The 14,434-nt window shown below is 57.3% G+C and carries 15 protein-coding genes; 5 read left to right on the top strand and 10 right to left on the bottom strand.

Going from position 1 to position 14,434, the window contains the following annotated elements; all coding sequences use genetic code 11:
- Positions 1-3 precede the first annotated feature (3 nt).
- The 3 genes from KHO49_RS24170 to cyoE are packed head-to-tail and all read left to right on the top strand — an operon-like array spanning position 4 to position 1,858.
- On the top strand, positions 4-630 hold the full coding sequence (locus KHO49_RS24170) for a cytochrome o ubiquinol oxidase subunit III (protein ID WP_011063285.1): 627 nt from the start codon (positions 4-6) through the stop codon (positions 628-630).
- Entirely contained in the window at positions 631-960 is a 330-nt protein-coding gene (cyoD, locus tag KHO49_RS24165; protein WP_016964601.1) for a cytochrome o ubiquinol oxidase subunit IV, read from the top strand.
- A 10-nt stretch (positions 961-970) separates the two neighbouring features.
- Positions 971-1,858, top strand: a complete 888-nt coding sequence (gene cyoE, locus KHO49_RS24160) for a heme o synthase (protein WP_102880855.1) — start codon at positions 971-973, stop codon at positions 1,856-1,858.
- 167 nt (positions 1,859-2,025) lie between these two features.
- Here the strand turns inward: cyoE and KHO49_RS24155 are convergent, their stop codons facing one another.
- The 7 genes from KHO49_RS24155 to KHO49_RS24125 form a co-directional block, all read right to left on the bottom strand.
- Positions 2,026-2,271 carry a hypothetical protein gene (locus tag KHO49_RS24155; protein ID WP_213665920.1) on the bottom strand — a complete coding sequence of 82 codons (246 nt, stop codon included), beginning with the start codon at positions 2,269-2,271 and terminating at the stop codon, positions 2,026-2,028.
- A 393-nt stretch (positions 2,272-2,664) separates the two neighbouring features.
- Positions 2,665-2,934: a PAAR domain-containing protein gene (locus KHO49_RS24150; RefSeq protein ID WP_123394003.1), complete on the bottom strand. Its 270-nt coding sequence runs from the start codon at positions 2,932-2,934 to the stop codon at positions 2,665-2,667.
- A 43-nt stretch (positions 2,935-2,977) separates the two neighbouring features.
- Positions 2,978-3,892, bottom strand: a complete 915-nt coding sequence (locus KHO49_RS31150) for a hypothetical protein (protein WP_249735714.1) — start codon at positions 3,890-3,892, stop codon at positions 2,978-2,980.
- 6 nt (positions 3,893-3,898) lie between these two features.
- The gene (locus KHO49_RS24140; RefSeq protein WP_213665919.1) at positions 3,899-5,818 is read right to left on the bottom strand and encodes a hypothetical protein; all 1,920 of its coding nucleotides are present in this window, start codon (positions 5,816-5,818) and stop codon (positions 3,899-3,901) included.
- Positions 5,811-6,653, bottom strand: coding sequence for a hypothetical protein (locus KHO49_RS24135; protein WP_123394005.1), 843 nt, complete (start codon positions 6,651-6,653; stop codon positions 5,811-5,813). The genes KHO49_RS24140 and KHO49_RS24135 overlap by 8 nt, the downstream gene beginning before the upstream one ends.
- Positions 6,653-7,231, bottom strand: a complete 579-nt coding sequence (locus KHO49_RS24130) for a DUF4123 domain-containing protein (protein WP_185021133.1) — start codon at positions 7,229-7,231, stop codon at positions 6,653-6,655. Before KHO49_RS24130 ends, KHO49_RS24135 begins: the two co-directional genes overlap by 1 nt.
- Complete coding sequence (locus KHO49_RS24125; RefSeq protein WP_213665918.1) at positions 7,228-9,312, bottom strand: type VI secretion system Vgr family protein; 2,085 nt, start codon at positions 9,310-9,312, stop codon at positions 7,228-7,230. The genes KHO49_RS24130 and KHO49_RS24125 overlap by 4 nt, the downstream gene beginning before the upstream one ends.
- A 281-nt stretch (positions 9,313-9,593) precedes the next feature.
- Between KHO49_RS24125 and KHO49_RS24120 the strand changes: the two genes are divergently transcribed.
- Positions 9,594-10,148, top strand: coding sequence for a cytochrome b (locus KHO49_RS24120; protein ID WP_213665917.1), 555 nt, complete (start codon positions 9,594-9,596; stop codon positions 10,146-10,148).
- 100 nt (positions 10,149-10,248) lie between these two features.
- On the opposite strand, the gene KHO49_RS24115 is transcribed toward KHO49_RS24120, so the two are convergent.
- Positions 10,249-11,130 (bottom strand): queuosine precursor transporter, encoded by an 882-nt coding sequence (locus tag KHO49_RS24115; protein WP_123394009.1) that lies wholly within the window; start codon positions 11,128-11,130, stop codon positions 10,249-10,251.
- Positions 11,117-11,719, bottom strand: coding sequence for a helix-turn-helix transcriptional regulator (locus KHO49_RS24110; protein WP_102880852.1), 603 nt, complete (start codon positions 11,717-11,719; stop codon positions 11,117-11,119). Before KHO49_RS24110 ends, KHO49_RS24115 begins: the two co-directional genes overlap by 14 nt.
- Positions 11,720-12,191: 472 nt before the next feature.
- Here KHO49_RS24110 and glyA point away from each other — a divergent pair, with 472 nt between their 5' ends.
- The gene (gene glyA / locus KHO49_RS24105; RefSeq protein ID WP_213665916.1) at positions 12,192-13,547 is read left to right on the top strand and encodes a serine hydroxymethyltransferase; all 1,356 of its coding nucleotides are present in this window, start codon (positions 12,192-12,194) and stop codon (positions 13,545-13,547) included.
- 97 nt (positions 13,548-13,644) lie between these two features.
- Here the strand turns inward: glyA and KHO49_RS24100 are convergent, their stop codons facing one another.
- On the bottom strand, positions 13,645-14,346 hold the full coding sequence (locus KHO49_RS24100; protein WP_213665915.1) for a hypothetical protein: 702 nt from the start codon (positions 14,344-14,346) through the stop codon (positions 13,645-13,647).
- Positions 14,347-14,434 lie beyond the last annotated feature (88 nt).

Genomic DNA, 14,434 nt, shown 5'->3' with positions numbered 1-14,434 from the left:
TCCATGTCGAACTTAGTGACCAATGCTGGACACGCCCATGTCGATGACCATGGGCACGATGACCATCACCACGACTCGGGCGAGATGACCGTATTCGGTTTCTGGCTCTACCTGATGACCGACTGCATTCTGTTTGCGTCGATCTTCGCGGTATACGCGGTACTGGTTAACAACGTAGCGGGTGGCCCATCGGGCCACGACATCTTCGAACTGCCTTACGTACTGGGCGAAACCGCTCTGCTGCTGTTCAGTTCGATCACCTACGGCTTCGCCATGCTGGCGTTCTTCCGGGGCAACAAGAAGCAGGTACTGGGCTGGCTGGCCATGACCTTCCTGTTCGGCCTGGGCTTCATCGGCATGGAGATCAACGAGTTCCACCTGCTGATCTCCGAAGGCTACGGCCCTAGCCGTTCCGGCTTCCTGTCCGGGTTCTTCACCCTGGTCGGCACCCACGGTCTGCACGTGACCAGCGGTCTGATCTGGATGGCGATCATGATGTATCAGGTGCAGAAAAACGGCCTGACGGCGACCAACAAGACCCGTCTGAGCTGCCTGAGCCTGTTCTGGCACTTCCTGGACGTGGTGTGGATCTGCGTATTCACCGTTGTTTACCTGATGGGGACTATGTAAATGGCCAACACACACTCCCACGACGAAGCCGGTCACGGCAGCGTCAAGTCCTACGCCATCGGCTTCATCCTGTCGGTCATCCTGACACTGATCCCGTTCGGCCTGGTGATGTACCCGTCGCTGCCTAAAGACGTGACCCTGTGGATCGTCCTGGCGTTCGCGGTCATCCAGGTGATCGTTCACCTGGTGTACTTCCTCCATCTGGACCGTTCCGCGGCGCAGCGTAACAACGTCATCGCGTTTATCTTCGCGGCGCTGGTCATTGTTCTGCTGGTTGGTCTGTCGTTGTGGATCATGTTCAGCATCCACACCGTCATGATGGCCAAGTGAGGTAAACCCGATGTCGCTCAAGCACTTTATCCAAATCACCAAACCGGGGATCATTTTCGGTAACGTGCTTTCTGTGGCAGGCGGGTTTTTCCTGGCCTCGAAAGGGCATGTCGATCTGGCCATTTTCCTGGCCGCCATGATTGGCACCTCGCTGGTGGTAGCGTCCGGTTGCGTGTTCAACAACTGCATCGACCGTGACATCGACCTGAAGATGGAGCGCACCAAGAACCGGGTGCTGGTCCAGGGCCTGATTTCCCTGGAAGCGGCCTTGGTCTATGCCTCCCTCCTCGGGGTCGCTGGCGTCGCCCTGCTGTACTACGTGGCCAATCCGTTGGCCGCGTTGTTCGCGGTAATCGGCTTTGTCATCTACGTCGGTCTCTACAGCCTGTACCTCAAGCGCAAGTCGGTTCACGGCACGCTGGTGGGCAGTCTGTCCGGGGCCATGCCGCCGGTGATCGGTTATGTGGCCGTGAGCAACAGCTTCGACATGGCCGCGCTGACCCTGCTGGTGATGTTCAGCCTGTGGCAGATGCCGCATTCCTACGCCATCGCGATCTTCCGCTTCAACGATTACCTGGCCGCATCGATTCCGGTGCTGCCGGTAAAACGTGGGATTCGCGTGGCCAAGAAGCACATCCTGCTCTACATCCTGGCGTTCCTGGTGGCGACCCTGATGCTGACCTTCAGCGGTTACGCCGGCATGAGCTACCTGGCGGTAGCGGCGGCGATGGGTATGTACTGGTTGTACATGGCCTGGACCGGCTACAAGGCGGTGGATGACACCGTGTGGGCGCGCAAGCTGTTCGTGTTCTCGATCTTCACCATCACCGCGCTGAGCGTGATGATGTCGGTGGATTTCAAGGCCCCGACCGAGCTGTTGCTGACCTACGCACACTAAGCTGTCCAGGCCACAGAAAAGCCCCGCCTTCGAGAGAAGCGCGGGGTTTTTTACATACGTGAACGAGTAACTCATTCTGGGTGACGATTAAGGTTTACGCTGCTGCGCTTTTCATCACCACTGTCGCAAGGCTACCGGCGTTAAGGCTCAGGTAAATCCATCGCTTGTTATTCTGCTACGCGCAACACGTCGCATCCGTCCTGCAACAACAAGGTGGCCACACTGGAGAAACGCATCAGATCGAGGTCGTCGGCGTTGCGGGGGGTCATACCGGAGACACTGTCCAGCAGGTCGCGGGCAGCGCGGATGCGCAAGCCGGCGTAGGTCAGCAAATCAAGCAAGGGCGCTTGAGGGTTGATAAAGGCAACGGCGTGGTCGGTGGTGTTGGAGGAGGTGAAAGCTTGGTAATCCATAACGGTGACGCTCCATAACTTAGGTAGCTACCACCAATCGCGGCCAAGCGAAGAAGGGTGGCAACTGTACGCGGGTTGGCCGACCGGACCTAAGCATCCCGGCACACCCGAAGGTGTCCCACGCACAGTCGCCATAACACGAACGTGCGAGCACAAAAAAGCGCTTGCCTTGTTATGGGTAGCGCCTGTGCGCTTAGGATACTGACGGCCAAGTCAGGTCGCTGAATTGGCAGCGACGGGCGTCACTATATGGATGCCAGTTCGTCACCGCAAGAGCCGTGTTTTTCCGAAATGTAAAAGCAGGACGTACGTGAAACTGAGTGCGATACCTTGTCTTGAGCCACGTTTTCGCAGCGGGCATCGACTGTATTTCTCATCAATGGGTGGGATCCCTCAGGCCTTCGCATACTGGGCTGTACAAGAGGACGTGACGCTGCAGCCACAGGCGAGTGTCGCGGGTTCAAATGCCATCGGGCGGCCATTATGGATCGCGCTGCCGTCACCACCGGACACCAGGGCATAAGTACCCAGGTGGGTCGGGCAAAGGGCTTTATCGCCGAGCAGGCATTGGGCAATGCCATTCACCGGAAAGCCGCTGGCTTCAATCATGGTTCCCCCGCCTGAGTGATTGTCGCCCAAGCGGATTGCGCCTCGTCCGGACATGTTTGCCTCCTTTTCATTGAAGGTGTTGTCGTGTACTCATCACTCACAACCCCGCCGGCAAAACCTGCGGATCACGCTGACGCACAACGGCCAGAAACTGCTCCAGCAACTCGTCGCGCTCGGTGACGGCGCCCGGCAGGCAAGTGATCGCGGCGTAAGGCGTCTTCATCAAGGGATGATCGATTTCTTTGGGGTTAGGCAGGCCAAGCAAATCACGCAGACGCAAGACAGCGAGGATTTCGGTGGGGTGTACGGCCAGGAAAACCGAACCGAATTCAAACTTTCCGCTGTCATCCTCGCGCTCGGTCAAGGCAATGCGCTCGACGTGGGTATCGCAAGCCAGCAGTAGCGCAGGTAGCAGCACATCGGGATCGGGGTTGCGCCAGTTGGCCACCAATTGCCCCCAGGCCAAGTCACGGGGCAACGCGTGCTTCTGAAGGTCGAGGGGGTGGCCCAGCCAGTCGCCGATGATGCTCAGGCCGAAGGCGGCGTAGCGAAGTGTCGAATCGAGAGAAACATCATGACCATCGCGAATGCCATAGCCACCGTGTATGCCTTCGAAGACTTTTTCGTAAAAGGGTTTAACAAGTTCAAGTCGTCCCATGGCGATAGCGCCCAACATGAGATGAGTGACATCATCCAAGTTCCCAATTATTTCGCGGTTAGAGCCTTTCACGTTGTTGAGGTCGATTGCTTGCGCATAGAGCATGCGAGCAAAACCATGAGCCATATGCTGGTTAGCCAAGCTCCATTGGCCTCTCCCTGCTGCTAGAAGGCTTTGACTGACCTCCTCCATCCCTAATACAAACAAGCCCGATAATCCACTTACAGCCAAGCCAATGTTCCCACGGCCTTCAAGATATTCTTTAAAGGATGTCGTTGGTAAAGAGCGCCCAGATGCCCATTTGTTTACTCCACGCAAACTCTTTTCCAGTCTATTCACAGCATTCTTAGCCATTGTTTTTCACCATATATTGAGTTGTATGCCCGAGCTGTCTCCAACTAGTTTGCTCATGCCACCCTGGGAGTCGAAGAATATTTGTGCATGGAGATACTCAATTTTTCCGTTTGTCAAAGCACTATCAATAGCTAAAATTTTTTGAGTGTAATTTGGATCCATCTCCGCCATTTTTTCGGCTGTCCATCCTCCTCGTTTTAATCCTATTCTTCTTAGCAACCTCTCCATTTTCACCGCCCCACCATCCTTCTGCGTCTTATTAAACCCTGGCGTCTTCACCCCGCCCAAAGTTGCTTTGGCTTCAATCACCAACAGCGTGTCCTCGGTAAAGTTCAAGGTCTTGGTCGGCGCCGTGCCTTTGACCCCATCAATAAAATGCCGCTCGGCATCCGTAGGTACGCGTACGGTGATCGAGGGCGGTGGCGGGACCCACACCAGCATGTCGAGCCCGTGGCCACTCTTGTTGGACAGGCCGAAGCGGTTGGGGACTTGGGCGTTGTCGCTGTAGCCAAGAATGCGTTTGGGCTGCACACCCCATTTGTCGATCAGGGCCGCGGCAAAGGCTTCCTCGCCGGCATCACCGACGATCTTGCCGATTCTGCCCACCACCTTGAGGCTGCCGCAGTGCTGCACGATCAACATGGTGAGTCGGTTGCGCAAGGTGTTGGACATGACCGCGTAGTTGGCTTTGCCCATGGGGGAGCTGTAGCCAACCTGGCTGCTGTTGGTGTCCAGCGAGGGGCGGTCGAACCAGTCGCCGCCGCCCGTCTGGTGATCGCTGTTCCTGGCGCTGTAGCCACCTTCGCGCTTGCTGCCGCGCAGTTCGATGGCCAGGGGCTCGGCAGAGGTGTGGCCGCCCAGGCGCTTGCGTTGCTCCTCGCTCAGGACCTGGACATCGAGTGCGGCCGAGGCCGGGGCGTCGCGGCGTATCTTGCGCAAGATCCAGCGCGCCCCGCCAAAGGCGGAGGGGGTCAACATGACCAGGTTGATGAACATGAACACCTGGCGCCCGCGCTCTGCGCCGTCCTTGGGATCGGCAAGCTGTCCCAGGCTGGCGAAAAGCTTTTCCCCAACGTCGATGTCTTCGCCGGTGATGAGCTTGGTGCTGCCGCTGCCGATGGCATTCAAGGCCAGCGCCGTATCGATGGCGGCAATGGTGTAGCGAATGGCCTTGTAGCCCCCGAACAGGCCGCGGGTCGCGATGCCCACCACCGGGATCAACGCCAGGACGCCAAAGACGATCTCGGTAACGGCGAAGACCTTCATCCAGGTCTTGTCGATGTCCTTGGCCCGTTGCAGGTGCCGGGCCAGATCCTCGGCCGCTTTGGCCGGGTCGTACTGACCGCTGATAGTCCAGTTGAAACTGGGCAGCGCAGAGCGTTCGCCATAGGCGCCGATGGCACGGTCGTCGGCATAGCGGGCGCTGGTAAAGGTCCAGAAATAGATACGCCGATCATGGAAGACGAAGTTGCCACTGCCGCAAGCGATGTTCGGCGGCGTTGGATGAATGCCGAGGACTTGCGCCCAAAAGCGCGGGGTGACGTAGTCCTCGGTGTCCATTTCGTCATCCAGGCAGACGAACTCGTAACCCTTGGCTGCGACAAAGGCATAGAGTTCGGCCAGATAGGCATCGCCACGGGTCGCTCCCAGGCTGTCGATGACCTGCAATAAGTAGGCATCTCGGAAGTTTTGAACCTTGTCCTTAATCCACGGGTTGCGGGTAAACCAGTCGCTGGTGGCCGCCTTCTCGTGGGACGGAATGCCCAACAGCAGGTCCGCATCTCGGGGCCCCGCTGGGCCGTTGAGGGCGAATGGAACCCCCAGTTCGGTGCAGGCTGCGCACACGACCCTGGGGCGCGGTGCCTGGTTATCCATCGCGTCCTGGGCGAGTTTTTCGTAGCTGGCGTTGACGGGGTTCTCAGCCATGGTCGGCCTCCATCAGAACGTTCTGGTGCTGACGCAGGAAGGTCGCCAAGGCATGGCTTCGGGCAGGCAGGTTGGTGACTTCGTCGAGTGCGCGGTGCAGGGTTTTAAGCAGCGGATTGAGGTGGTAGAAGCGACCGAAGCTCGCCGCTAACAACAAGTGGTGGGTCAACAGCACCAGGCTGGTACGCGCCACGCCATGAAGATCATCGGTAGGCAGTGGCAGGGGCAGTCCCATCTCCTGATAGATCCGGTACTCGTAGGCGGTCGGTGCCTTGCGCTTGATGGGAGCCAATTCGAGAAACTTGCAGGCATCGGCTTCGTACAGCATGAACAGTTGCAGAACGTCTTCTGCCTTCAGCACGCCGCGCAAGGCCGCTAATCGCTGAAACGCCGACCAGATAGCGTCGTGACCGAGGTTTTCTCTGGGAATGGACAGGATGTCGAGGGTCACCTCATGCATCGAGCACTGCACGGACTCAAGCTGCCGACGCAGCTTGATCGCGGTATTGACCGCCATGTCCAGGCATACGTCCTGTTCCATGCCTGGGTCTTCGAGGATGAGAGCAACCTGGGCGTAGGTCGGATCACGTTCCCAGTGCAGTCCCAACAGGAAACTCAAGGTGATGTGGCTGCTGTATGGCTTACCCTGATCGCAGCCGGCGGCTGTGGCATCAACGCCAGCCTGGTTGACCAAACCTTGCACGCAGCCCGGCTGGCTGGGGAGGCGGGGTATAACGGCTGCCAGGGTCTCGCACAAATAGCGCGTCAGCCTGCGGTTTGCCTGTTCGCGCTCGATGCGCTCCATCGCGCTTAGGTCCAGGGTGTTCAGGGCCATCAGCTACCCACCTTCGCCGTCACTTCATGCCAGACCAGACAACCATCGAATGTGGCAGCGCTGTCGCCTTGCTGTTCGAACAGGGGTTGCACCCGCCGCGACAGGCCGCTGTGTGGCCCATGAAAATAGAGTGCTTCAATGCCGCCCTCGGCAAACAGTCGTGCCAGGGGTTCTGGGGCGTGAGAGAGCGAGGCCACGTAGGTGTGCAGAGCGTCCGGATTGCCCAGGCGCAGGAAAAAGAAACGGCCCTGATCTTCGAATTTGCTGAAGCGTCGCAGGTGTTGCCAAAGCTCCACGAAAGGCAGTCGGGTGAACAGCCAGGTCAAGGCCAGCCTGTCGTAATGTTCACCCAGCCAGTCATCAAAATCGCTACCCGGCTCGACCTGGCACAGGTACGGCGCATGTTGTTCCAGGCTGCTCATCGACTCCAAACGCCACAGTGAGCGGTGGGTGACACCGTGAAACTCCAGGCGCGCAAGCAGATTACGCTCGGCCGATGCCTCGACCAGAACGAAAACTGATGGGGGGTTCGAACGCTTGAGCAGAGCAAACTCATCAAGGTGTTGATAGGCGCTCATGCTTTGGCCCCTTTGGCGAAGGGGCATTCTTCGATCAACGCAGAACCTTGGTTGATCGCGGCTTCAATGGCTTGGACCTGATCACCGCCAGGGGCGACGATGCTCACGTTGCCCTTGAGCCTGATGTTGGGCGCCTCCAGGGTGATCCCGCCAGCGTCGAGTACGATCTTGCCTGCCGGCCCACGGATCAGAATGCGCTCGGTGCCTTGCAGTTGATATTCCCGGGTCAAAGTGCGCAGGGCCGTCTTGGCTTCGATGGACTGCACGCCCTCGATCACGATTTTTTCGTTTTCACCGACAGTCACCCAATGGCTGGCGGTGATGTCTTCCTTGAGGGTGTTTCCGATCTTGCGGACTTCGTTGCGATCAATGGTGACGAACACATCCTGACGGATGTGCTCCTTGCGATTGCGGCTGACCGTATTGGTTTCGTCTTGACCGATGGAGGTGACCCGATCACGTATCACACCAATAGTCTGGTCATTGCCAATAGAGACCAACTCGTCATTGTTGACATGGATGGTCTGGTCTTTCTGTGCGTGAACGTAGATCTCTTCCTGGCCTTTGCGGTCTTCGATGCGCAACTCGTTGTAGCCGCCTCCGCCTGGACTGCTGTTGGTCTTGAACACGCTGCGGGTCTTGTTCGCCGGCAACGGATAAGGCACGGGCGTGTGCTGGTTCGGCACGCAGCCGGTCACCAAGGGCTGTTCGGGATCACCGCCGATAAAACTGACCAGCACTTCCATGCCGATCCGCGGGATGATCACGTGGCCAAAGCCTTCACCGGCCCAACTGGTGGCCACCCGTACCCAGCAGCTGGAGAACTCGTTGCGCTCGCCTTCGCGGTCCCAATGAAATTGAATCTTTATCCGTGAGAATTCGTCACACCAGATTTCCTCACCGGCAGGACCGGTCACCAGCGCGGTCTGGCTGCTCAGGCGGGGCTTGGGGGCGGGCTCTTGCGGCCGAAAGAAGGTGTCCCAGGGGATGGCGCTGAAGCGGTTACGGTAACCCTGGGTAAAGCCGCCGTGGCGGTCGTCGCTGGTGACCGACTCTTCCAGCACCTGCGGTTGTCGACCCTCATGCTCAACGCTGACCAGCAGCCACATCTGGTTGTATTCGCCGCGCGGATGCTCGGTCAGGGTGACCAGATGGCCGCAGCGAAAGCTCGACAGATCACTCTGCCCCTTGGCCAACTGGTAATCGGCGCGATGGCCTTCAAGGGCGATCTGGCTCAGTTGCTGGCCCACCGCGCCGGTGCTGTAGCGGCCCGGGTAGCGATAGTCCTCAAGGATTGGTAGCGCCTCGCTCTGTGCGGAACTGTGCAGGGTGCTGGGCACCGGATCGAGCGGGGCGCCGCTGGAGGCGCTGCGCGGGTCGGGCTTTTTCAGGTTGTAGTCGCGGCGCACCACCTGGCTGGTGCGGGTGCTGAAACGCACCGCGAAATGGCTGACCACCGGGTCTTCGGCGGCCAGGCCGCTGCCTTGTTGATAGCGCGCTTGGGCCAGGATCGGGTAGTCGGTCTGATTGTCGGAGAACACCAGCAGGTGCTGGTCGAGGCTGTGTTCGTGGTGCCAGTGAATGCCGTCTTCGAAGCACAGGCGTTGCACAAACTGGAAATCCGTCTCCCCGTATTGCACGCAATACACCCTGGGCACCGAAGGCTTGGGAGCGATGTTGAAGCGGTATTGGTCGGCGAGGATGCCGTGTTCCTTGAGCACCTTGGCGATGATCTGCGGCACCGTCAGGTTCTGGTAGACCCGTTGGTTGTGGCGGTGCTGCAACTGATAAAGGTGAGGACGCAGGATCAGGTGATAGCGGGTCATGCGCTTGCCGCTGTCGCCGATTTCGATGTCGTCGATCAGGCCGTGGATGCCTTCACCCTTGAGGCCGAACTGCAGGAACGCCGGCTGGTTGAGCAGGCTTTCCAGATCGACATTGGGATTGTCCGAAACCAGCTCGATATGGATGGCATACAGCTCGCTGATGGCTTCGCGACCCTTGAAGGCCAGCACCTTGAAGTCGTGGCGAACGGCAGGGATGGACAGCACGAAATGCGCAGTGTCGGCCGGCGCGAACATAGGCTCATCCTTAAGCGTGAGAGAGGCCAGACCCGCGCCGTACCTGGCCCGGGTGCAAAGTGGCGCTCAACCTAGCAAAGGGGGCGCAAACGCTAATATGGGATGAGTCTGGAAAGTCGCTTGAAGTTTCTGGCTTTAAGTTGGCGTTTTTAATGAGACCCCCGTGTGTGGAGCAATCACCTAAAGGATGCTGTCGTTACATCATTTAAAGTTTTTCGGCCCAGTACGATCCCCGGGCTGGGTAAAATTACCGGTTCGTTGATTAAGCCTGAGTGGATGTCATGCAAAGCCGTATTGAAATGAACGACTCCAAGGCGCGCTACGGCGCGGTCAGTCGTGGGTTGCACTGGGCCATGGCGCTGGCCTTTGCCTGGATCTATTGCACGACCGCTGCCCATTACCTGCTGGAGGATTCGGCATTGGACAAGTTCCTCTGGCCGACCCACAAGCAAGTGGGGCTGCTATTGATGGGGCTGTTGCTGGTGCGGCTGCTCTGGAGCCTGCTGAACCGCCATCGTCGGCCGCCGAGCCTGAACCTGGCCGCGCGTCTGGGGCATGGGCTGCTGTATGCCGGCATGTTCGCCATCCCGTTTCTCGGCCTGCTGCGCCAGTACGGTTCCGGGCGAGCGTTTTCCGCCTTCGGGCTGCCGGTGATGAGCGGCTTCGAAGGGCCGAAGATCCAGTGGATGACCGACCTGGGCAACAGCTTCCACAGCCTGCTGGGCTGGAGCTTGCTGGTACTGATCGTGGGCCATGTAGCGGCGGTGATCCTGCATTGCGTCAAAGGCCAGGGGCATGTCCTGCGGCGCATGGCGGGTAGAAGCGCTTCGGCTTGATTTGTTGTCCCAGACAAAAAGCCCCGCACTTCCAGAGGAGTGCGGGGCTTTTTATTCAAGGGTCGTTAATGGGTCTTCAGGAGAAGGCCCTTACGCCATATTATTTTTCTTGACCGCAGGTCATGTATTTCTTGAATAGTGACCTTGCACCATAGGCTGGCAAGATATTGAAGAGCGCAAAGAATACTTTGATCGCGATTTGAAAGTAGATCATGTTGAGGATGTCGCTGTTCTTCATTAGTCCATAAAAGGCGATGTAGCAAAATAGAAAGCTATCGATGATCACCGCAAAAAAGGTACTCAAGAAGATTCGCAGGAACAGAAATCTGGAGTTTGTCAGTTCTTTTATCTTGCACAGCAAGTAGGAATTTATATTTTCAGAAATAAGAAATGAGATGGATGAAGCCACGAGTACTGATGAAACCTGAGTGACCACATCATTGTAAGGTGTATCGAGTCTCCAGCCGGGCAGTCCGGGGAGGAAGGTCGAACCATAGAGTAGGATGAAGACCGTGGAGGTGCTTGCGAATGCAAAAAAGATGGCCTTTCTTGCTAGTCGAAGTCCGAAGTTTTCGTTTAATAAATCAACGATTAAAAAGGTTAGGGAGTAAAGAAAGGTCCCGGGAGTGATAATGATATCCAGCGATTCCAAGTAGATAGGTTTTGTCGCAGCAATACTGGTGAAAATATAAAATGTAACGAGCAGCAGATTCAGGATGATATAAATCATCCATGAATTCTCATGGCGATCATTCAGGTCGTATGCTGTTAGCGTGTCTCCCTGTGAGTAGAGCTTTCGATACAGGTTTTTGATTTCCGCTTTGTTCAGGTTGTCCATTATTTCACTATTAAGTACCTCTCTTAACTTGATTTTGATGACCTTGCCTGTGGCGATAATCATGATTACGGCAAGTTTTTTGTTGTTGTCAAAGCCCAGAAGCTTGTATTTGCTATTTTCGATTTCAGCTTCATGGATCGACATTGAACCGCTCCTCAATGATATCGCCCACTAGAATCATGCGATCTGAGTCGGAACAAACATCATTCAAGATAAGCAGCTTTCCTGTCAGTTTGTCGTAAGCCAGTTTCTCTTTGTCGTCACTCGATGAGCCCTTTTGTACGATCAATAGATCGCCGGGTTCATTCATGCCGTTGATCTCGCTCTCCAGCAGCACCGCTATCAAGTTGTGGGAAGTGCCGAAGTAGTAAGTCAATGGATAGAGTATCGCCAACTCTCCAATTCGTTTGTCCATGTTGGCTATCAGCAGGCTCTCCTTGATGATCGGAACGGCCGCTGGGTTCATGTTCCCTTGAGGGGAGATGCTGCTCTCGATGATCTCCTTTTCTTCAAAGTCGACAGTCTCTATTTCTTCGTAGGAGACGCCGAAAAAGTCGGAGATTTTTCGAATGGTGGACTGCTGTACGTTGGTGACCTTGCCTTCCAGAATGTTGTAGATGGTCGTTCTGGTAAGGCCACTGGCATTGCACAAAGACAGTTGTGTCTCACCACGGCTTTTGATCAGGTACTTGATGTTGCTTTTTAAATGCTCGGTTCTTTCTCTCTTGTGCATCTGATACTCACCACTTCCTTTTGGCCGTAACCCATTGAATCTTCAACAGTGACAGAGCCGCATCAGGCATCCAGTCACCCGACGCCGAGGCGAGAACGGCTAGATTGCCGCCTCCATCCCGGGACATTTCGCTGTCGATTTACTGAGTGATCAAGCTCTCCGACAGGTGCTGGATCAGCGTCACTGAGGAAAAATTGTCGCATGCGCCGGCCATGACAATACAGTCCCGTAGGCTTGGCGTCATGGCGCTCGACAGTGAAGGTTCTCGGTAACGCAAGGCCGAGGCTGCCCTTCCTCGATAAGAAAAGCAGCATTTAATTTGGAAAATGTTTAATTCTTTGATTAATTTTGTTGCGCCTTATAGAGTCTGACGTCGAGGCTTGGATAAGCCCGATGCAGGCAAACGAACGTGATATCCAGGAAGCGTGCTGTCGTTCGTGGCGCGCAACATACAAGGAAGGGACACAGAAGAATGGCAGCTGACACTGAACCACTCAGGACCCAGGCCGACCTGCTGCGACGGGGCTTGGCCGATCTGCGCGCTGAAGACACGGAGCTGGCAAGCATCCTGGACGCGGAAGTCACGCGCCAACACCGCACACTGTCTTTGGTTTCATCTTCCTGCGCGGCCGGCCCCCGGAGCTTGGCGGCATCAGCCTCGGCGCTGGTCAACGTCACGGTCGAGGGCGCTCCCGGCCGGCGTCATTATAGTGGGTGTGAGAACGTCGATCGGGTTGAGTCTCTGGCGATCCGACGCGCTCGGGAGCTGTTCTCTGCCCAATACGCCTGCGTGCAATCACACTCGGCCTCGAATGCCATTTACCAGGTGCTGACGGCGCTGGCCGAGCCGGGGGATACGATCCTGGGCATGGCCCTCGAACAGGGTGGGCACCTTGCACATGGCCGAGTCGAAGCCTTCACGGAGGCCAACTACAAGGCTGTTCGCTACGGCACCACATCCCAGGGGGAGATCGATTACGCAGAAGTGCGCCAACTGGCGATGGCTCACCGTCCGCGCATCATCATTTGCGGGGCGACGGCCCATTCTCGGGTCGTGGACTTCCAGCGCTTTCGTGCCATTGCCGATGAGGCCGGTGCCATCGTGCTTGCCGATATTTCCCATATCGCCGGGCTGGTGGCCACAGGGCGCCATCCGAGCCCGATCGATGCCGCGCACGTCACAATCACCTGCACCCACAAACAGCTCGCCGGCCCGCGTGGAGGTCTGATTCTTTCCGGTCGTGATGCAGACACCAAAGTGCCTGGCCTGAGGTCGAGTTTTCGCCGGGTTCTCGAACAAGCGGTTTCCCCCGGCATGCAAGGCGCGCCTGCCGTCAACGTGATTGCCGCCAAGGCGGCCGCGCTGGGCTATGCGATGTCCCCGCCGTTTGATGCCTACATGGGGCGGATTCGCGCCACGGCAGATGAAATGGCTTGCGCGTTCATGGAGCGGGACTACGAGGTTGTGGGTGGAGGAACGGAAAATCACACGATCCTGCTGCGCTTGCGTGGCGGCATCAGCGGCTCCATCGCCGAATCGGCGCTGGAGAAGTGTGGAATCATCGTCAGCAAAAAACGCGGTCCGAGGGAAAACCGATCATCATTCGCCGCCAATGGCTTGTGTATCGGCACCGGCTCCATCGCCCAGCGCTACGTGGACGCCCAAGGGTGTCGCCAGATCGTCGACCTGGTGTGCCGGATACTCGATCAGGTGCAGCCCCACGGCGAGCAGAAATACACCCTGGAGCCCGTATTGCAGGAGCAGTTCCGGCAACAGACCGAAGCGTTGTGCGCGATGTACCCGATCCGTGAGTACGGGGATCGCTGAAAACAAAAAGCCCCGACTTCACACGCAAGTACGGGGCTTTTTCTTGGCTGCTCGGGGCGGGCTGGTGCCTTCGCGAGCAGCTCGCTACAGGGCCGGGTTACAGCTGTTGCTGCGCGCTGTAGCCTTCGAACGCCGTCTGTTGCTGGATTGCGGTGACGATGTTCTTGCGGGTCGCTTGCTGCTCGTTGCCGTTCTTGTCGAGGAACATTTCGCTTTCCAGCTCTGCCTCATCGCCTTCGCCGACAAAGCTGAAACCGAGGAATTCGAAGGCTTCACGGTCGACGTTGGCCTTGGAGCGCGGGCGCATCGGCAGGGTGACGCTGATGCCGTCCTTGCTGATGGCAAACACTTCCATTTCCTTCTTCGGCCGTGCCTTGCTCTTGCCACCGCTGGGGTTGCTGATGGCCTGGTGCGTCTGGTTCAGCACTTTCAGGGCCAGGCCGTAGACCAGCTCCTGGAAGTCCGGGTCGTCCTTGTAGCTGGAGAGAATCCGGCTGATGGGGAATTTCTTGCTCAGGTCTTCCAGGGCGGCCAGGTCGGCGGCCTCGGCGTCTTTGAGTTGCTTGAGCTGGCCCATGAGTTCATAGGCGGTGTCGTCGTCAAAGCGGTCGTGGGCCTGGCGAATCGCAGCACGCAGTTCGCGAATCTGGTCACTTTCTTTCGAGCTGTGGAAGGCGTCGAGCACCATCTCGCTGATGGTCTTGGCCTGGGACACGTGCTGGGAAAGATGAATGGCGTTTTCGTATTCGGCCTTGTTGGACAGGGCGATCACGGATTCTTCGGTGTTGGAATCAGGCATTGAACATCCACTACTTGGTTTAACAGGTTTGAGGCGCGAAAGGCCCGGGGGGCATTTTCGGGGGCGCCTAATCTATTGGACCCGGACA

The sequence above is a fragment of the Pseudomonas sp. RC4D1 genome, assembly GCF_018390395.1.
In the GTDB taxonomy this organism is placed as follows: Bacteria; Pseudomonadota; Gammaproteobacteria; order Pseudomonadales; family Pseudomonadaceae; genus Aquipseudomonas; species Aquipseudomonas danubii.
The sequence above is the reverse complement of the archived record's forward strand: the minus strand, read 5'-3'. Positions and strand labels throughout refer to the sequence as shown.